The sequence below is a fragment of the Bacillus sp. GW823-FHT06A10 genome, assembly GCF_058795375.1.
Genome location: NZ_JBXAHT010000002.1, coordinates 556493 through 575794 on the forward strand (window position 1 = coordinate 556493; position 19302 = coordinate 575794).

Genomic DNA, 19302 nt, shown 5'->3' on the forward strand with positions numbered 1-19302 from the left:
ATAGTAAGGTTTCTTGAAAAAATAGATATATTTTAGGCAGATTGGTTTACAACTATAATAAGCTGTACTATAATTCAAATAGATATAAATCGGAATCATTCTGAATTAAAATAGGTGAGATGCTATGAATAATATATTAGAGATTGAAGGTTTAACATTCCGGTATGAAGATCGGAATGTGTTAGAAAATATTAATTTGCAAGTTCCGAAGGGAGCTTTTTTAGGTTTAGTGGGACCGAATGGTTCAGGTAAATCAACTTTACTTAAGTGTTTATTAGGCGTTTTAAAGCCAAAAGAAGGAAGCATTCGTGTGTTTGGCGTTGATAGTAAGAAGTTTAAGGAATGGAATAAAGTTGGTTATGTATCCCAAAAAGCAAATAGTTTCAATTCTGGTTTTCCAGCAACTGTTTCTGAAGTTGTGTCAATGGGACTTGTTTCGAAAAAAGGGCTTTTTCGCTTTTTCACAAAAGAGGATAAGAAAAAGGTAGAAAAAGCAATTGCTGATGTAGGGATGAGTGAGTTTCAAGGTCGTAATATTGGAGAGCTTTCTGGTGGACAGCAACAGCGTGTATTTATTGCTCGTGCGCTCGTTAGTGATCCTGAATTGCTTATTTTAGACGAGCCTACTGTTGGAATCGATGTAAAAAATGTGGAAAGTTTTTACGAAATATTAGAGGATTTAAACAAAAGGTTGGGAATCACATTAATTCTTGTTACTCATGATATGGGAGCTGTTACCGAAAAAGTAACACATGTTGCATGCCTAAACCAACATCTACATTTCCATGGAAATGTAGAGAAGTTCCGAGAGTTAGAAGATGCAGAAATGTCCGTCTTATATGGGCATCATGTTCATCGTTTAGAACACGAACATGAGCATCACGGGAGGATACAATGATACAAGATTTTTTACAATATGACTTTTTACGTAATTCTTTATACGCAGGTATTTTAATTGGACTTGTTGCACCGCTAATAGGTGTGTTTGTTGTTATTCGTCGTTTATCTCTTATTGCGGATGCATTAAGTCACGTGACGTTATCAGGTATTGCAGCAAGTTTATTACTTGAAAAAACCATTTTTACAGGTGGATTTTTAAACCCCTTATATATGGGGATGGTTTTTTCGATTGGTGGAGCGCTATTAATCGAAAAGTTAAGAACTGTATATAAGCACTATCAAGAATTAGCAATTCCGATTATCCTTTCGGCAGGGATGGGAGTTGGAGTTATTTTCATTTCACTTGCAAATGGATTTAACACAGACTTATTTAGTTATTTATTTGGTAGTGTCAGTGCTGTAACAAGTACGGATTTAATTATTATTGGGATTGTAGCAATTGTTGTTGTTGCGACAATTATTTTATTATATAAAGAGCTGTTTCTACTATCATTTGATGAGGAATACGCAGTATCAACTGGTTTAAGAGCGAAATGGATTCACTTTATTTTCATTATATTAGTTGCTCTTGTCATTGCAGTATCAATGCGTGTAGTAGGGGTTCTTCTCGTATCATCATTAATGACGTTACCAGTTGCAGCAAGTATTCGTATTGCTAAAGGATTTAAACAAACAATTTTCTTTTCCATTTTATTTGGTGAAATTGCAGTAATTGGTGGAATGTTTGCTTCGTATCAACTTGATCTAGCACCAGGTGGTACAATTGTTATGATAGCAGTTCTTATTTTAATCGGTGCGATTTTATGGAAGAAGAAAAAAACTGCATAAAGTAGGGATAGGTATGAATCTAACAGAAGCTTTACGCCTAATGAAGGAAAAAGGATACAAACATACTGGAAAAAGAGAAGAGATGCTCAGATTATTTGCAGCACATAATCGTTATTTAACTGCGAAAGACGTTTTAGAGCATATGAAAGACGATTATCCAGGGCTTAGTTTTGATACGATTTATCGTAACTTAACAGTTTTTGCTGAGATTGGTGTTTTAGAACAAACGGAATTAAATGGTGAAAAACATTTTCGTTTCACTTGTTCTATTATGGAACATCATCATCATTTTATTTGTTTGGATTGTGGGGGGACGAAAGAGATTACTTCCTGCCCAATGGATTTTATGAATAAAGATTTTACTGGTTATGAAGTAACGGGTCATAAGTTTGAAATATATGGTCGTTGTCCAAAATGTGCAAAGTAAAAGCTCGTCGGTTATATAACTGACGAGCTTTTTTACGTAGAAAAGAAGGTTGCTCACAAATATTGTGGCAACCTTCTTTTTATTGTTCTTGTGTCTCTTTTTCTTTTTCTCGTTCAGCAGCCATTTCAGCAGCAATTACGTCGATTTCTTTTTTCAGTTCTTCTACCATTGTTTCTTCTGGTACTTTACGAACGACTTGTCCTTTACGGAATAATAATCCCTCTCCACGTGCACCAGCAATACCGATATCAGCTTCACGAGCTTCACCAGGACCATTTACAGCGCAACCAAGTACTGCAACTTTAATTGGTACTTGAAGTGTAGAGATGTATTCTTCCACTTCGTTAGCGATGCTAATTAAATCGATTTCAATACGACCACAAGTTGGACAAGAGATAAGTGTCGCTGCGTTAGAAGCAAGACCGAATGATTTTAATAATTCACGAGCAACTTTTACTTCTTCAACTGGATCAGCACTTAATGAAATACGTAGTGTATTTCCGATGCCTTTACTTAAGATTGCTCCAAGACCAGCGGCACTTTTTACAGTTCCAGCAAACAATGTTCCAGATTCTGTAATACCTAAATGTAATGGGTAATCAAAAGCGCGAGCAGCTTTCTCGTATGCTTCGATTGCTAAGTTAACATCAGAGGCTTTCATAGATACGATAATATCGTGGAAATCTAAGTCCTCTAAAATTTTAATATGATGTAGCGCGCTCTCAACCATACCATCAGCAGTTGGGTATCCGTACTTTTCTAAAATGTGGCGCTCTAATGAACCAGCGTTTACACCAATACGGATTGGAATACCGCGCTCTTTTGCTGCATTTACAACAGCTTCTACTTTATGGCGACGACCAATATTACCTGGATTGATACGTACTTTATCAATGCCACCTTCAATTGCTTTTAAAGCAAGGCGATAATCAAAATGAATATCAGCAACAAGTGGAATGTTGATTTGTTTTTTTATATCAGCAATAGCATTAGCTGCGCGTTCATCTGGAACGGCAACACGGACGACTTGACAGCCAGCTTCTTCTAAACGCTTGATTTCGGCAACTGTTGCTTCAACATCATGTGTTTTTGTTGTTGTCATACTTTGTATAATTAATTCATTATTACCGCCAATTGTTAAATTACCGACTTTAACTGGACGTGTTTTTGTACGATGAGTCATTTCATTCACGAATAGATCGCTCTCCTTATAAAAGAAGTTTCTTATTTAGTCCCTCATATCAATGATAGTATACGTGATATAGGGCTATAGAAACCGAAGTGCTCGGTTTCACTTTTACTATTGTATCAGCGCCTTTATGTAATTGACAAGGATTAAGTGATGGCTTATTGATATAACGGGAATTTATAAGACTTTCCAATTTGTATTTTTGTAGCAGATGTACTTTTGTTTAATTGTTTAAAGTCGTCAATGACTTTTTCTATGGAAGGAATTTTTTTCTTGTTAATTTGTTCTGTAATAGAAAGAACTGTCTCGCCAGTTTTTACTTCAATTGTTTTATAAGATGTATCCGTTTCTTTTTCTGTTTTATTCTCTTTATTTTGTTGGCTGTCTGTGTTTTCTTTTTTAATCGTTTGGGCAGCAGTTGTTTTTTTATATGAACTTAACATCGGTAAAGTACCGATTTTTATATCGTAATAAAATATATAACCGAGAACAAGCACGAATAGGAATATACCTAACCTCTTCATATTCTTCACTCCTTTGCTAGGAATATATGCTTGTCCAAAAAAAAAATGCCTATTTAGGCATTTTTTTATTTTTCTTTCGGTTGGGGTACCTCTTTAATCGTTAAGTATAGAACGATTAAAACAACAGCGATATAAATGAATGTTGCCCCAGGTACGACGATTTTGAATAAATCCATAATCATGAAGAAAATGGTTGGGATTGTGTAGCTGTATGCAGTTAGTGTCCAAACTTGTTTATAGGATAGTTTACGTTGACCGCTCATAGCAGAACCGATGAACGCAAGTAAAGTCACGCCTACAAAAGTGATGAATAATTGGAATAGGTACACTAAGAATCCAATAACAAATAATAAAATTGGATAAATATTATCGAATAAAGAAATAAATTCTTGTAGATCTTTTTTCTCAAGAGATGCACCTAACAAATCGTTATAAGAATACGTTTGTGTTTGACCATTTCCCATAGAGACTACTTTATCTTTTAAAACAAATAAACCTGTTTTATTTTGATATTTTTCTAGGTCTGTTGAATTTGGATCAAATACGAAAAGTGCATTTCCTTCTTCTTTTTCAATAGGCTGATCAATATCGGCTTTTAGTTCGCCATTTTCAATTTTAAAATCAGGTAAATCTTTATCGATGACTTGATTTACCATGCCTACACCATCTTGGATAAAACTACCGTACAAAAAAGTTCTTGGAATAGTAGTAATTAAGCAAAGTAGCATAATATACAAAATGGTTTTACCGATTTTTTGAAAACGGAATAGCGCCATATCTTTAGGCGAGTATATGCTTTTTACGAATTGGGTAAATATGGACATAGATTCACTTCCTTTATGTATGTATAAAATCATTGTAACGTAGGAATCTAGAGAATCTCAAGATATATTATATTTACATATAGTGGAGATAACTAAATTTCTTTTTATTAACTTTCTTCTTTTAAATAAGAAAAATACAATTGACACTTTTCTTTTCTATATGGTAAATTTATCTTACATTTCTTAAAGGGCATATCCGATAGGAATTCCTTTATTTGATATGTTGTTACATACATAATTGTGGACCCTTAGCTCAGCTGGTTAGAGCAGACGGCTCATAACCGTCCGGTCGTAGGTTCGAGTCCTACAGGGTCCATATCCATTTCGCATGTTTATTATGTTAGCAGGAAGCTTCCTTGTAGAAGGAAGCTTTTTTTACGGAATATATGAGCATTTTAATTGAAAAGAAGTGGGAATTTTGCTACTTTAATGATAGCAAGACAATGTGATTTATTTGTTTGCACCCTATGGCAATTAGGGTAGAATGAAGTTGTATGTCACTTAAGTGGCAATACATAAACTGGGAGGAATATAACAATGGCAAAACACGAATTACCAAATTTACCTTATGCGTATGATGCTTTAGAGCCTCACTTTGACAAAGAAACAATGAACATCCATCATACAAAACATCACAACACGTACATTACAAACTTAAACGCTGCTTTAGAAGGTCATGCAGAATTAGCTGACAAAAGCGTAGAAGAATTAGTTGCAAACTTAAACGAAGTACCAGAAGCAATCCGTACAGCAGTACGTAACAATGGTGGCGGACATGCTAACCATACATTCTTCTGGACAATCCTATCTCCAAACGGCGGAGGACAACCTGTAGGTGAACTTGCAACTGCAATTGAAGCAAAATTCGGTAGCTTCGATGCATTCAAAGAAGAATTCGCAAAAGCTGGCGCAACTCGCTTCGGTTCTGGTTGGGCTTGGTTAGTAGTAAACAATGGTGAGCTAGAAGTAACAAGCACTCCAAACCAAGATTCTCCTTTAACTGAAGGTAAAACGCCAGTTATCGGTTTAGATGTTTGGGAGCATGCTTACTACTTAAACTACCAAAACCGTCGTCCAGACTACATCGGTGCATTCTGGAACGTTGTAGATTGGAACGCTGCTGAAAAACGTTACCAAGAAGCAAAATAATTGTAATAAATATAGAAAAAAGCTAGGGGAGAACCCCTAGCTTTTTTCTATGCTTTCCTTTTACATAATTGAGCTTGTCTTTGGAAGACTAGAACATGAAGTAAAGGAGAGTTGTGTATGAAGTGGAAACATATAATTGGTGACGTTGAAGTGAATCGGGATTTAGTGTTATTGCTCCTTATAGGAGGTTTATACACGCTCGCAATTTCTTTATCGAATACGTTTGTAAATATTTATTTATGGAAACAAACACAAAATTATGTGAATCTTGGCTTGTATAATTTGGCCAGCGTTATATTACAGCCTCTCACATTTCTTGTAGGGGGAAAATTAGCGAAACGTATCGATCGCTCGATTTTATTACGAATAGGAGTAGGAACGCTCGCAATTTTTTTTATTGTTGTCTTAGTAGCGGGGAAAAGTGCTTCTCAGTATATTTTATTAATGGGGGCTCTTTTAGGAGTAGGATACGGTTTTTACTGGTTGGCTTTTAACTTATTGACATTTGAAATTACAGAACCAGAAACAAGAGATTTCTTTAATGGGTTTCTTGGACTTCTTACATCCTTCTCTGGGATGATCGGACCAATAGCAGCAGGATACACAATTTCACGTATGGAGAAATGGAGTGGTTATACTGTTATATTCTTTCTTTCATTAGTTCTATTTGCAATTGCTGTCGTCTTAAGCTTCTTTTTATCTAAAAGAGAATGTGAAGGGCGTTATGAAATCGTGCAAGTATTGAAAGAACGACGGATTGATAAAAATTGGGGAAAGATTACACGAGCTCATTTTTTCCAAGGATTGAGAGAAGGAACGTTTATTTTTGTCATTTCAGTATATGTTTATTTAGCAACTAATAGTGAGTTTGCATTAGGGAAATACAGTTTAGTGAACTCTGCTGTATCCTTTGTATGTTATTACTTAGTTGCTCGTATGTTAAAGAAGGAGTGGCGAAAAAAAGCAATTTTACTTGGAGGCATTATTTTATATGCTGTCGTCTTTTTAGTTATTTTCAATGTTACATACACGAAATTACTTATTTATGCGGCATGTATTGCAATTGCATATCCTATTTTACTTGTTCCGTACGGATCAATGACATATGACGTAATTGGTAGAGCGAAAAATGCGAGAGAATGGCGTGTGGAATATGTCGTTGTTCGGGAGCTGTGGCTAAACGCCGGAAGAATCTGTTCCATTTTAAGTTTTTTATGTGCTGTACTATTCTTTCCACCTGAAAAAAGTTTACCTTACTTATTATGTATTTTAGGTGCTGGACATTTTCTTATTTATTTTGCAGTTAAAAATGTCAAATATGATGAGGGAAATGCGAGTAAAGCAAGTGTTGTAACGCAAGGGAACGCGCAAAACCAAACTGAACCAGAAGGTTAACTTCTCGTTTGTTTTATGCTAGAATAGAAAAAGATGTAAGACAGCAGTGAGGACACCTGTATGAAGGTGTCCCTTTCACATTACATAGCTGTTGGTAGAGGGGGTTTGTATGAGCAAGAAACAGAAGCAAAATAAGAAAAAGACCCACGTTCCTTTTCGGTTAAACGTGCTGTTTTTCTGCGTGTTTTTAATGTTCTCCGCGGTTATTGTAAGGCTCGGATATGTACAAATTGTTCGTGGTGAAGAATATAAGAATGAAGTGGAGAAGAAAGAAAACTCAACGATAAGTAATCCTGTACCGCGTGGGAAAATATTTGACCGTTATGGGCGAGCTGTAGTAGATAATGTAGCCATTCGTACTATTACATTTACAAAAATGAAAGGATCAACTGCAGAAGATCGCTTAGAAACAGCGAAAAAGCTAGCAGATTTGATTGAAGTACCGACAGATAAATTAACGGATCGCGATAAAAAGGATTATTGGCTTGCTATGCATAAAGAGGAAGCTAAAGAAAAAATTACGAATAAAGATCGTCAAGAGTTTAAAGATAAAAAAATTGATGATAAAGAATTAGACGAGCGCCAGCGAAGTCGTGTAACAGAAGAAGAGGTTAATCAATTATCCGCAAAAGATCTAGAAATACTAGCGATTAAGAGTAAGATGGATGGCGGATATGCAATGACACCTCAAGTTATTAAAAAGGATGCTACAGAAAAGGAATATTCGATTATTAGTGAAAACTTAGCAGTATTACCAGGTGTAGATACGAATGTTGATTGGGATCGAAAATATACGTACGATGATTTATTCCGAAGTGTACTTGGTGGGGTGTCGACATCTGATGAAGGCTTACCTAGAGAAAGACTAGATTACTATCTTGTTCGTGATTATAATCGAAATGACCGAGTAGGAAAAAGTTATCTTGAGCAACAGTATGAAGATAGCCTACACGGTACGAAAGCAGAAGTTAGAAATGTTACAGATAAAAACGGTAATATTTTAGAAACGATTAATGTATCAAAAGGACAAAGTGGTAATGACCTGAACTTAACAATTGATATGGAATTACAAAAGCGCGTGGAAGATATTCTTGCGAAGAATTTAATGAGGTTTAAAGGAAGCGAACCTCTTTTAGATCGCGCATTCGTTGTAATGATGAACCCAAAAAATGGCGAAGTTTTATCTATGGCGGGGAAACAATTAGTTAACGAAGATGGTCAAACGAAAGTAAATGACTTTGCATTAGGTACCATGACAAGTTCTTATCCGATGGGATCAACTGTAAAAGGTGCAACAGTACTTACTGGATATCAAACTGGTGCGATTCAACCAGGATCGGTGCAATTGGATGAACCAATTAAATTAAAAGGTACACCTACGAAGTCGTCTTGGAAAACGATGGGATACATTAATGATCTTACAGCTTTAAAAATGTCTTCTAACGTTTATATGTTTAAAACAGCGATGAATATCGCCGGTGTTCAGTATGTGAGAGGTGGTACGTTAGATATACCTCAAAAAGCATTTGATACGATGCGTTATTATTTCGGACAGTTTGGACTTGGTGTAAAAACAGGAATTGATTTACCGAATGAATCTGCTGGTCAGATGGGTAGAAGTAGTCAACCAGGTTTCTTACTAGATTTATCAATTGGACAGTATGATACGTATACACCGCTTCAATTAGCGCAATATATTTCGACGATTGCCAATGGCGGATATCGTATGCAACCACAAGTTGTAAAAGAAATTCGTCAACCGGCAGTGAAACCGGATGAAGTTGGGAAAGTTGTTCAATCTATGGAACCGAAAGTATTAAATCGTGTTGATATGCCAGAATCGCAAATTAAACGTGTTCAAGAAGGATTTAGACAAGTGTATAATGATTCAGGTGGTACAGCTACAAAATACTTTACAGGTGCAAAATATAAAGCGGCAGGGAAGACAGGTACCGCGCAAACTGTGTATGGCGGAGATAAAGAGATTGGTAGAAAGGCAAACGGTGAACGTGTGGAAACATATAACTTAACATTAGTAGGTTATGCGCCACTTGAAGATCCAGAAGTAGCATTCTCTGTTGTCGTTCCGTGGGTACATGATGATAAGACTGGTATTAATGGATATATTGGTCGTGAAATTATGGACGCTTACTTTGATTTGAAAAACAAAGAAGTAAATGGTGAAGCTCCAAAAGATGATAAAGACAATAAAAATAAAGAGCAAGATGATGAATAAAAAAGTTGTAAAAAAGCACACTATCTGAAAAGATAGTGTGCTTTTTTTTATGGTTTATGCATATCGTGTAATAAATGTGGACAAGTATACAACATTGAAAAAACGCGGCCGTATAAATGATACTTGTATATGGTGGGATAGGGGATAAATATTTTATAGGGGAATCATCAGAGGAAATGAATAGCTACTACTGAATTAAAATTGTACCGTATGTTGATTTATGTGGAACTTTACAAAACTTTTACAAACAATTAAAACCGAATTAATAGTTTAGCAGTATTCTTATATCTGTAATCCTGTTATTTCCGGTTACTTCTAGGAGGAAGAACACGTGAAATGGATGCGTACACCGATTATAATTTTCGTACTATCGATATGGTTCCTCTGTTTTGAAATGTCTACTGCATTTGCTTTAAATGAAATGGGAGAAGTGAGAGTTGATGGATCCTCAACGGTTTTTCCTATTATAGAAGCAGTAGCGGAGGAATATACAAAGGTGCATCCAGACGTGAAAATTTCCATCAGTGTTTCTGGAACTGGAGGAGGATTTAATCGTTTCAGTAAAGGAGAAGTAGATATAAATAATGCTTCGAGAGTAATGAAACAAGTCGAGAAAAATGAGATGAAGAAAAACTCTATTCAGTTCACACCTTTTGAGGTCGCTAACGATGGTCTTACAATTGTCGTGAATCGGCACAATACATGGGTAGACGATATGTCAGTAGACGAGTTACGTTTACTGTGGAGTGAAGATGGAAGAGAGAAGCGATGGTCACAAATTCATTCAACATGGCCACGTGAACAAGTGAAGTTTTATGCACCAGGCGTAGACTCTGGTACTTATGATTATTTTCAAAATGTCATCTTACAAAATCATCGCATTGTAAAAAAAGTCTCTTTGTCTGAAGATGATCAAGTTATTATGCAAGGGGTAATGAATGATAAACATGCCATTGCTTTTGTAGGATATGCTTATTATATGGCTAATCGAGATAAGGTGAAAGCAATAAAAGTGAATGGTGTATTTCCGACGAAAGAGACCATTCAGTCAGGGAAGTATAAGCCGTTATCTAGGCCGCTACTTACTTATGTGAATAATGCATCTATCCGAAATAAAATGAATGTAGCAAACTATGTTGAGTTTATGATTCAGCATGTTGGTAACCTCGCTGAAGAGGTCGGGTATGTAAAATTAAGAAAAGAAAAATACAATGAACAGCTGCGTATGTTAACAGAAATAAAAAGGTAATGTCAGGGTGGAAAGGGGTTTTCATCTTTGGCTCATAATGACAAAAGTCAAATTACATTTTCTGTACAACATTTGATTGAAAGAAATACAAAACAAAGAAAAAAAACGCAGCGAATCAATCGAATAATGCCTTTGTTACTAAAAATAATTGCTAGCGTTTCTATTGTTACGACACTTGGAATTGTTTTTACGCTCTCTAATGAAACAATCATGTTTTTTCAAAAAATATCATTGTACTCCTTTTTGACGGAGAAAGAATGGTTACCGTTTTTTGAAAATCCTAAATTCGGTATATTACCACTTATATGTGGAACGTTCCTTGTAACAGCAATCGCTATGTTTGTAGCAATTCCTATCGGTTTAGCGTGTGCCGTATTTTTAAGCGAATATGCTTCAAATAGTGCACGGAAAATATTAAAGCCGATGTTAGAGCTATTAGCAGGTATCCCGACAATTGTATATGGTTTTTTTGCATTAACAATTGTTACGCCGCTTTTACAAAGGATTATACCAGATTTACAGTTTTTTAATGCGATTAGCCCAGGAATCGTTATCGGATTTATGATGATGCCTACAGTTGCATCTCTATCTGAAGACGCGATGAGAGCTGTGGCGAAAGGGACGAAAGAAGCTTCATTAGCACTCGGAGCGACGCGGTTTGAAATGGTAAAACAAGTGGTGTTTCCGTCCGCTTTTACAGGGATTATGGCAGCAATTATATTAGCGGCTTCGCGTGCAATTGGTGAAACGATGATTGTTGTAATTGCGGCAGGATCCACACCAAATGTATCGCTTGATCCGACACATTCTATTCAAACGTTAACAGCCTATATTGTGCAAGTAAGTTTAGGTGATGCTCCGCATGGAACGATTACGTATTACAGCATGTATGCTGTAGGTGCAACATTATTTTTGTTTACTTTTATTATGAACATCATTTCGCAGTCAATTATGCGCCGTTTTAGGAGGATGACATAATATGCGGATGTTGAATCATAAAAAAATACAAAAAAACATGGCATCACGCTTTTTAAAAGATCGAATTTACAAATTGTTATTTTATATAGCAATTTTATTTTCAATCGTAATTTTGTTTGTGTTACTGTTTCAAATTGTTGAAAAAGGTATAAGCTATCTTTCAATAGATTTCTTTACAAATTTCGCTTCACGTAATCCGAAAGAAGCTGGTATTGCTGCGGCTTTGTCAGGGACAATATTATTTATGAGTATTGTTATACCTGTTTCTTTTATATTTGGAGTTGGAACAGCCCTTTATTTAGAGCAATATGCGAAGGAATCTCTATTTAAAAAAATAGTAGAGATTAATAATCAAACGTTAGCAGGAGTACCATCCGTTGTATTTGGATTGCTTGGTTTAACTATTTTTGTATATGCTCTTCATTTAGGAGAGAGTATAGTTGCAGCAGCACTGACGATGAGTTTACTCGTCTTACCAACAGTTGTTGTGGCGAGTCAAGAAGCAATCCGATCAGTACCAAGTGCATTATTAGAGGGTTCTTACGGATTAGGTGCTACGAAGTGGCAAACGATGTATCAAATTGTATTGCCATATGCTTTCCCGGGGATTATAACGGGCTGTACGTTAGCGATATCAAGAGCAATTGGAGAAGCAGCACCACTATTAGTTATTGGGGCACTTGCGTTTGCAAATTATGTTCCATTTAGTATGTTTGATAGATTTACAGTTTTACCAATTCAAATTTTTAATTGGATGAGTAGGCCACAAGAAGAATTTCAGTATGTAGCAGCAGCTGGGATGATTGTTTTGTTAGGTTTGTTGCTATTTATCAATATATTTGTTTTATGGTTACGAAATCGAAAATAAGTTGGAAGTGGATGAAAGGGGAATTCAAATGGTAGCAACAGTAGTAAATGTACAGGTGAAAAACGAAGAGAAAATCGAGACTGCGCCAAAGAAAGTAGTATTTGATACGAAAAACTTAAATTTATGGTATGGGGAAGACCATGCTTTAAAAGATATTAATTTAAGTATTCATGAGAATGAAGTTACAGCAATTATCGGTCCAAGTGGCTGTGGTAAATCAACGTACTTAAAAACGTTAAATCGCATGGTAGAGTTAGTACCGATCGTTCGAACTACAGGTGTAATTGAATATAGAGAACGCAATATATTTGATAAATCATATCCAGTTGAAGAATTAAGAACGCACGTAGGAATGGTGTTCCAAAAGCCAAATCCATTTCCAAAATCTATTTATGAGAATGTAGCATACGGTCCAAAAATCCATGGTATTCGTGATAAAAAGACATTAGATGAAATTGTTGAGAAAAGTTTACGCGGAGCAGCGATTTGGGATGAGTTAAAAGATCGTTTGCACGATAATGCATACGGTTTATCTGGTGGACAGCAACAGCGTCTATGCATCGCACGTTGCTTAGCTATTGAGCCAGACGTTATTTTAATGGATGAGCCAACATCGGCACTAGATCCAATTTCAACATTAAAAGTAGAAGAATTAATTCAAGAGTTAAAGAAAGACTTTAGTATTGTTATCGTAACGCATAATATGCAACAAGCAGCGCGTATTTCAGACAAAACCGCTTTCTTCTTAAGCGGGGAAGTTGTGGAGTATACAGATACAAACAAATTATTTACGACGCCTTCAGATAAGCGTACAGAAGATTATATTACAGGTCGCTTTGGTTGATATCGTTGCAAAGCTAAGAGAAAATGCCCTCTTAACAGAGGGCATTTCTTATTTTTATCTCACTTTAATAGGGAAGTAATACCTTCTCTTTATCTTAAAGTTTATTACAAGCGTAAGAGGTTATGTAGGAGGTTTATCCCGCTATTTGCGGGCAGTAAGACCCCACCTCAAAATTCAGCAAAAGCAAAGAAGTTAGGTGGGCGGGCGGTCTGTAAAAGTCCGATTGATGAGGGGTGATTAAAGTTTCACTTTGTATATAATGGCACATAATATTGAGGGGGAAGAAAAAATGGTAAGAGAACAGTTTCAAGGTGATTTAAAAGTGTTACAGCAAAAGGTGATTGAGCTTGGCGAATTAGCAAATGCGGCTTTATTGATTGCTATGGAAGGTCTGCATACAAGGGATGTAGAGAAAGCGTTAGAGGTCATTGATGGTGATTACCGTATGGATAATTTAGAAGAGGAAATAAACGATCTTGCGCTTATGCTCATTACGAAGCAGCAACCTGTAGCAAGTGACTTAAGAAGGATCTTTATTTCAATTAAAACAGCGACAGATTTAGAGCGTATTGCAGATCATGCTGTTAATATTGCAAAGGCTACAATTCGTCTTGGGGAAAAAGAAGTGGCTGTTAGTTTGCACAACCTGGATGAAATGTTTGCGGTTGCAAATAAGATGTTGCATTTAGCGTTAGAAGCATATGAACAAGAAAATTTAACTTTCGCGAAACAAATTGCTGAAATGGATGATTCCGTTGATGAAATATATGGAAAAGCAATTCGTGAGTTTATATCTTCAGTTCCGGAACAACCAGAAGCAATTACGCAAATTACACAATTATCATTTGTGGCGAGATATATTGAGCGTGTAGCAGACCATATTACAAATATCGCTGAAAATGTATTTTATTTAGTAAAAGGAAAGCATTATTTATTGAATGAGTAGGAATGAAAGTAGGTGATGAGAAATCACCTGCTTTTTTTAGTCAAAACATGACAAAAAAAGCTCGTTGTTTCCTTTAGTTTATGATGATAAGATGTATCATAATGTAATGGGAAAATTAGTATATATGTTGTTTGTTAATAAGTATTATTTATCAATTAATAGTAAGCGCTTTCTTGTCGTTTTAAACGTACGTTTTTATAGGTGGAAAATTTAATTATAGGGTCTTTTAAATGAGGATTCGTTTAACTAATCAAGTTTATGCTGCTAGTTCATGTGGGATAGAGAATATACATATGGTATATGGAGCTACTGAACATTATATAAGTGGAGGCTGAAGTATATGAAGGGGGTTATTTTAGCTGGAGGAAAAGGAAGACGCCTTAGACCATTAACATGTAATACTCCAAAGCCGATGTTACCATTATTAGAAAAACCAGTTTTAGAATACAATATTGAGTTATTACGCCAGCATGGTATTCGTGAAATTGCAATTACTGTTCAATATATGAGTAAGACGATTAAGCGATATTTTGGTGATGGTAGTAAATGGGGAGTTAACTTGTATTATTTTGAAGACTCTCCTCCGCTTGGTACAGCAGGAAGTATTAAACAAGCAGAACAATTTTTAGATGAAACATTTGTTGTAATAAGCGGGGATGCATTAACTGACTTTCAATTATCAGAAGGAATTAGGTTTCATGAACAAAAGAAAAGAATGGTAACAATGTTTGTGAAAGAAGTAGAAAATCCACTCTCATTTGGATTGGTTGTAATGAATAAAGACCAGGAGGTTACACGATATATAGAAAAGCCGGGCTGGAATGAGGTAGTATCTAATGTTGTGAATACAGGCATATATATTATGGAGCCAGAAATCTTTTCTTACATACCGCCTAGACAATTTTTTGATTTCAGTCATGATGTGTTTCCGTTATTGGCAAACAAAAATGTGTTATTCGCATATTTGTCAGAAGGTTATTGGTTAGATATCGGCACATTTAATCAATATCGACAAGCACAATTTGATTTGTTAACGAAAAAGTTACAAGTACCTATTCCTTATACGGAAGTATTACCGATGGTATGGATGGGAGAAGGGGTGACGATTGGGAAAGGGACAAAAATTCATGGCCCCTCTTTCATTGGAGAAGGAGCAAAGATTGGTACAGGAGCTGTAATTGAGCCATATTCTATTATTGGAAAAAATAGTATCGTTTCAAATTATTCTCATCTTCAAAAAAGTATTGTTTTTGCAAATGCCCATATTGGAAAGTATTGTGAACTATTAGAAACGACAATAGGAGAGCGTACAATAGTTGAAGATGACGTTACACTGTTTCAAAAAAGCATTGTAGCGGATCACTGTCATATCGGGAGAAGTACGATAATTAAGCAAAAAGGAAAACTATGGCCTTATAAGGCGATTGATAGTCATTCGATAGTAGGAGCGGCTGGTATTCAAGAGAGTGAAATGAGTGCAGGGTGGTTACAAAAAAGCCGCATTGTAGGAAGAGGGAATGTTGAAATTACTCCCCAGTTTATAGTGAAGATTGCGATGGCGTATGGCTCTCTTTTTACAAAAGGAGAAAGTATATTAATTGGAAGTCAAGAAAATATAGAAACAACCTCTTATAAAAATTTATTTTTACATGCTATTCATGGTATAGGGATTCATACGATGGAATGCAAAGAAATGAACGAGTCACTTTTTCAATATAGTGTTCATCATTTGCAATGTGCAGGTGGGGTTTTCATTCAAGTGGAGAATGAGAATGAGATTGTTATAAAGTTGTATGGTCAAGCTGGCATGCCGTTAACGTATAAGCAGCAAAAAGAGATAGAACAAGTATATATGTCCGAATTATTTTATTACGTGCATGAGAAAGAGATGGGGCGAAATAAGCTGGTTCATGTTTCTATGAATGAGTATATAGAAGTTATATTGGGGCATATTGATATCGAGAAAATACAGATGCAGAAGTTTCATCTTCTTATTAATAAGAGAAATGATACGTTGCAACATTTACTTATGCTCTTTCTACAAAGACTTGGTTGTACAGTTACATGGATTTATGCAAGCGAACAAAAAGATCATGTGAAAGCTTTGATGAAATCAAGTAAAGCGAATATGGCTCTTATGTTTTCTGAGCAAGGAAATCATTTCGAGTTATACGATAAACATAGTAATATTTACCAGGGTACAGATTTGGAAGAGGTAGCTATTCCAGATTTCTTACTCGAATCTACAGGAAATATTTACCCAATGTCTTTGAAATTAGGAGAATGTTATCTTCTGTTTTATACGCAGGATGAAAGGAAGTCGTTTCAAGTAAGGTGGAAGCGAGATATTTTATATCGAATTGGAAAATTATTTGAGCTAATAGCATTGCAAGGAAAAACGTTTCTCAGCATAGTAGAGCAATCACCTCCGCTCTATTTACTTTATGATGAAGTGGTATGTTCATGGAATGAAAAAGGGAAAATTATGAGGAAATTATTGGATGATATTGAAAGGAAGGGAGAAGGTATATTTGAAGGAGTACAGTTCAAATATACTGAAAAAGAGTGGTCTTATATCGTTTCTGACACAAAACAACCAAAATTTTTAGTGTATTCACATGCTAGAAACCCAGTAATAGCAAGGGAAAACATGAAAAATCTTATAGAAAAAATTAGACAATATCAAAAGGTGTAGAATTTTTATTTTAAAAGTGGTATTATAGTATAGTCTGATTTAAGTTATTAGTACTGGAGGGAAATAAGAATGCGTGTGAATATTACTCTAGCATGTACAGAATGCGGAGATCGTAACTATATCTCAAAGAAAAATAAACGTAACAACGCTGAGCGTATCGAGCTTAAAAAGTATTGCAAGCGTGACAAGAAGTCTACGTTACACCGTGAAACAAAGTAAGCAGTAGGAATATTTTCCTACTGTTTCTTTTTTTATTCGATTCCTATGTTAAAAGTGATACACTATCATCATAGAGTAAAGTGTCACTGTAAGGAGGAGAATGTGTGAAAGAAGAGAAAGTGCGTTTGCGTAAACAAATAATAGAACACATGAATTCTTTATCAGAAGAACAATATACAACTTTATCAGAACAGATTGCATTTTCGTTGTATGCGCAAAAAGAGTGGGTTGAAGCTAAAACAATTGGAATTACTCTCTCAATGGAAAATGAAGTGAATACATATCCTATTATCGAAAAAGCTTGGGAAGAAGGAAAGAAAGTTGTAGTTCCTAAGTGTAATAAAGGAACAAGAACGATGTCCTTCCGGAAAATTAGTGATTTTGATCAATTAGAAACGGTGTATATGAATTTACGTGAACCGATTCCGGGACTTACGGAAGAAGTGAGTGCGGATGACATTGATCTTCAAATTGTGCCAGGCGTAGCTTATACAGAGCGAGGAGAACGGATTGGATACGGCGGGGGCTATTATGATCGTTATCTCGTGCATTATAAAGGGAAAACGCTATCATTAGCATATGATTTTCAAATGGTAAAACACATTCCGGTAGAGCCATTTGATAAAAATATAGAAAAAATTATTACAGAAAAAGGAACAATGCTTATAAATGAGCTTGTATAGACAAATAAAAATTGACGAGACTTTTTCTTCTTGATTATAATAAAATATGTGAACGTTTTCTTATTATAATTTTTATAGTAAGTGAGCATAGAGGGTGATGAAATGGTATCTATTTATGATATTCAGCAATTGCTAAAGAAATTTGGTACGATTATTTATACGGGAGATCGAATTGCAGATTTACAATTAATGCAAGATGAATTGCGTGAATTAAATCAATCACAGCTAATCGATCCACAAGACTATCAAACAGCTTTATTTTTATTGAAGCAAGAAATTCAAAAAGAGCTAAATAAGAATTAGATAAAGGTAGGTAAGCAACATGGAAGAGAAATGGTTAGTTGGTGTTGACCTTGGTGGTACAACGATTAAATTAGCATTTATTAATGTGTACGGCGAAATTTTACATAAGTGGGAAATCCCTACAAATACAGGTGAGCAAGGAAAACATATTACACTTGATGTTGCGAAAGCAATTGATAAAAAGCTAGAAGAATTAGGCGAATTGAAGAGCAAGTTAATTGGTATTGGTATGGGAGCTCCTGGCCCTGTACATGTGGCATCTGGAATGATTTATGAAGCGGTTAATTTAGGGTGGAAAAACTATCCGCTAAAAGATTTATTAGAAGTAGAAACAGGATTACCTGTTGTTATTGATAATGATGCAAACTTAGCAGCGCTTGGTGAAATGTGGAAAGGTGCTGGTGAAGGTGCAAAAGATTTAATCTGCATGACACTTGGTACGGGCGTTGGTGGTGGTGTAATCGCCAATGGTGAGATTGTACACGGCGTGAGTGGTGCTGCTGGTGAGATTGGACATATTACAGTAGTTACAGAAAATGCTTTCCCATGTAATTGCGGGAAGTCTGGTTGCTTAGAAACAGTAGCATCTGCGACAGGTATTGTACGTGTTGCTATGCAAAAAATACAAGAGACTAATAAAGAAAGCATGTTGCGTTCTATGTTAGCTGAAGAAGGACGTATTACATCAAAAGATGTCTTTGAAGCACTTGGACAAGGTGATGAATTAGCAGGCGAAGTAGTAGAAAAAGTAGCTTCTTATTTAGGGTTAGCTGTAGCGAACCTATCTAGTACGTTGAACCCAGAGAAAATTGTTATTGGTGGAGGCGTGTCTAAAGCTGGAGATGCGCTATTAGAACCAATTCAACGCTATTTCGAGCAATACGCTTTCTCACGTGCTGTAAAGAGCACGAAGTTAGCTATTGCAACACTTGGTAATGATGCAGGTGTTATCGGAGGAGCTTGGCTTGTAAAAAAGCACAAATACGAAGCGAAGATGATATAAGTTTTGAAATATGAAAAGAGGAAGGGGGAACCCTTCCTCTTT

The 19302-nt window shown here is 35.7% G+C and carries 19 protein-coding genes and 1 tRNA gene; 17 read left to right on the forward strand and 3 right to left on the reverse strand.

Going from position 1 to position 19302, the window contains the following annotated elements:
* Positions 1-124 precede the first annotated feature (124 nt).
* Genes AC1Q8M_RS17660 through AC1Q8M_RS17670 form a run of 3 tightly spaced genes read left to right on the forward strand, consistent with a single transcriptional unit; the run spans position 125 to position 2155 of the window.
* The gene (locus AC1Q8M_RS17660; RefSeq protein ID WP_098360859.1) at positions 125-898 is read left to right on the forward strand and encodes a metal ABC transporter ATP-binding protein; all 774 of its coding nucleotides are present in this window, start codon (positions 125-127) and stop codon (positions 896-898) included.
* Entirely contained in the window at positions 895-1728 is an 834-nt protein-coding gene (locus tag AC1Q8M_RS17665) for a metal ABC transporter permease (RefSeq protein ID WP_000613817.1), read from the forward strand. The genes AC1Q8M_RS17660 and AC1Q8M_RS17665 overlap by 4 nt, the downstream gene beginning before the upstream one ends.
* 13 nt (positions 1729-1741) lie before the next feature.
* A complete protein-coding gene (locus tag AC1Q8M_RS17670; protein WP_001054516.1) occupies positions 1742-2155 on the forward strand; it encodes a Fur family transcriptional regulator in 414 nt (137 codons plus the stop codon).
* Between the two features lie 79 nt (positions 2156-2234).
* Here the strand turns inward: AC1Q8M_RS17670 and ispG are convergent, their stop codons facing one another.
* The 3 genes from ispG to yqgB form a co-directional block, all read right to left on the reverse strand.
* Complete coding sequence (gene ispG, locus AC1Q8M_RS17675) at positions 2235-3338, reverse strand: flavodoxin-dependent (E)-4-hydroxy-3-methylbut-2-enyl-diphosphate synthase (protein ID WP_161114734.1); 1104 nt, start codon at positions 3336-3338, stop codon at positions 2235-2237.
* A 164-nt stretch (positions 3339-3502) separates the two neighbouring features.
* A complete protein-coding gene (yqfZ, locus tag AC1Q8M_RS17680) occupies positions 3503-3868 on the reverse strand; it encodes a protein YqfZ (protein WP_000825415.1) in 366 nt (121 codons plus the stop codon).
* Positions 3869-3933: 65 nt separating this feature from the next.
* Positions 3934-4692 carry a protein YqgB gene (gene yqgB / locus AC1Q8M_RS17685; RefSeq protein ID WP_000021895.1) on the reverse strand — a complete coding sequence of 253 codons (759 nt, stop codon included), beginning with the start codon at positions 4690-4692 and terminating at the stop codon, positions 3934-3936.
* A 242-nt stretch (positions 4693-4934) separates the two neighbouring features.
* Here yqgB and AC1Q8M_RS17690 point away from each other — a divergent pair.
* From AC1Q8M_RS17690 to glcK, 14 genes are all read left to right on the forward strand, one after another.
* Positions 4935-5008: transfer RNA gene (locus AC1Q8M_RS17690), tRNA-Ile, on the forward strand.
* A 221-nt stretch (positions 5009-5229) separates the two neighbouring features.
* Positions 5230-5841, forward strand: coding sequence for a superoxide dismutase [Mn] (sodA, locus tag AC1Q8M_RS17695; protein ID WP_001052031.1), 612 nt, complete (start codon positions 5230-5232; stop codon positions 5839-5841).
* A 117-nt stretch (positions 5842-5958) separates the two neighbouring features.
* Positions 5959-7236 carry an MFS transporter gene (locus AC1Q8M_RS17700; protein WP_000871362.1) on the forward strand — a complete coding sequence of 426 codons (1278 nt, stop codon included), beginning with the start codon at positions 5959-5961 and terminating at the stop codon, positions 7234-7236.
* A 109-nt stretch (positions 7237-7345) separates the two neighbouring features.
* Positions 7346-9472 carry a peptidoglycan D,D-transpeptidase FtsI family protein gene (locus tag AC1Q8M_RS17705; protein WP_000038978.1) on the forward strand — a complete coding sequence of 709 codons (2127 nt, stop codon included), beginning with the start codon at positions 7346-7348 and terminating at the stop codon, positions 9470-9472.
* 340 nt (positions 9473-9812) lie between these two features.
* The gene (locus AC1Q8M_RS17710; RefSeq protein WP_276578355.1) at positions 9813-10721 is read left to right on the forward strand and encodes a PstS family phosphate ABC transporter substrate-binding protein; all 909 of its coding nucleotides are present in this window, start codon (positions 9813-9815) and stop codon (positions 10719-10721) included.
* A gap of 27 nt (positions 10722-10748) precedes the next feature.
* Entirely contained in the window at positions 10749-11699 is a 951-nt protein-coding gene (gene pstC, locus AC1Q8M_RS17715) for a phosphate ABC transporter permease subunit PstC (protein ID WP_000940904.1), read from the forward strand.
* Between the two features lies 1 nt (position 11700).
* Positions 11701-12567, forward strand: a complete 867-nt coding sequence (pstA, locus tag AC1Q8M_RS17720) for a phosphate ABC transporter permease PstA (protein ID WP_029443309.1) — start codon at positions 11701-11703, stop codon at positions 12565-12567.
* A 28-nt stretch (positions 12568-12595) separates the two neighbouring features.
* Positions 12596-13411 carry a phosphate ABC transporter ATP-binding protein gene (gene pstB / locus AC1Q8M_RS17725; protein WP_000226681.1) on the forward strand — a complete coding sequence of 272 codons (816 nt, stop codon included), beginning with the start codon at positions 12596-12598 and terminating at the stop codon, positions 13409-13411.
* Positions 13412-13700: 289 nt separating this feature from the next.
* Positions 13701-14357, forward strand: coding sequence for a phosphate signaling complex protein PhoU (phoU, locus tag AC1Q8M_RS17730; RefSeq protein WP_000251246.1), 657 nt, complete (start codon positions 13701-13703; stop codon positions 14355-14357).
* Between the two features lie 340 nt (positions 14358-14697).
* Entirely contained in the window at positions 14698-17052 is a 2355-nt protein-coding gene (locus AC1Q8M_RS17735) for a sugar phosphate nucleotidyltransferase (RefSeq protein WP_000679290.1), read from the forward strand.
* Between the two features lie 69 nt (positions 17053-17121).
* Entirely contained in the window at positions 17122-17271 is a 150-nt protein-coding gene (gene rpmG, locus AC1Q8M_RS17740; RefSeq protein WP_001265616.1) for a 50S ribosomal protein L33, read from the forward strand.
* 104 nt (positions 17272-17375) lie between these two features.
* Positions 17376-17954 (forward strand): 5-formyltetrahydrofolate cyclo-ligase, encoded by a 579-nt coding sequence (locus tag AC1Q8M_RS17745; protein ID WP_000656861.1) that lies wholly within the window; start codon positions 17376-17378, stop codon positions 17952-17954.
* A 102-nt stretch (positions 17955-18056) separates the two neighbouring features.
* Positions 18057-18257, forward strand: coding sequence for a YqgQ family protein (locus tag AC1Q8M_RS17750; RefSeq protein WP_000253699.1), 201 nt, complete (start codon positions 18057-18059; stop codon positions 18255-18257).
* Between the two features lie 19 nt (positions 18258-18276).
* Positions 18277-19260 carry a glucokinase gene (glcK, locus tag AC1Q8M_RS17755; RefSeq protein WP_000391701.1) on the forward strand — a complete coding sequence of 328 codons (984 nt, stop codon included), beginning with the start codon at positions 18277-18279 and terminating at the stop codon, positions 19258-19260.
* The last annotated feature ends 42 nt before the right edge of the window (positions 19261-19302 follow it).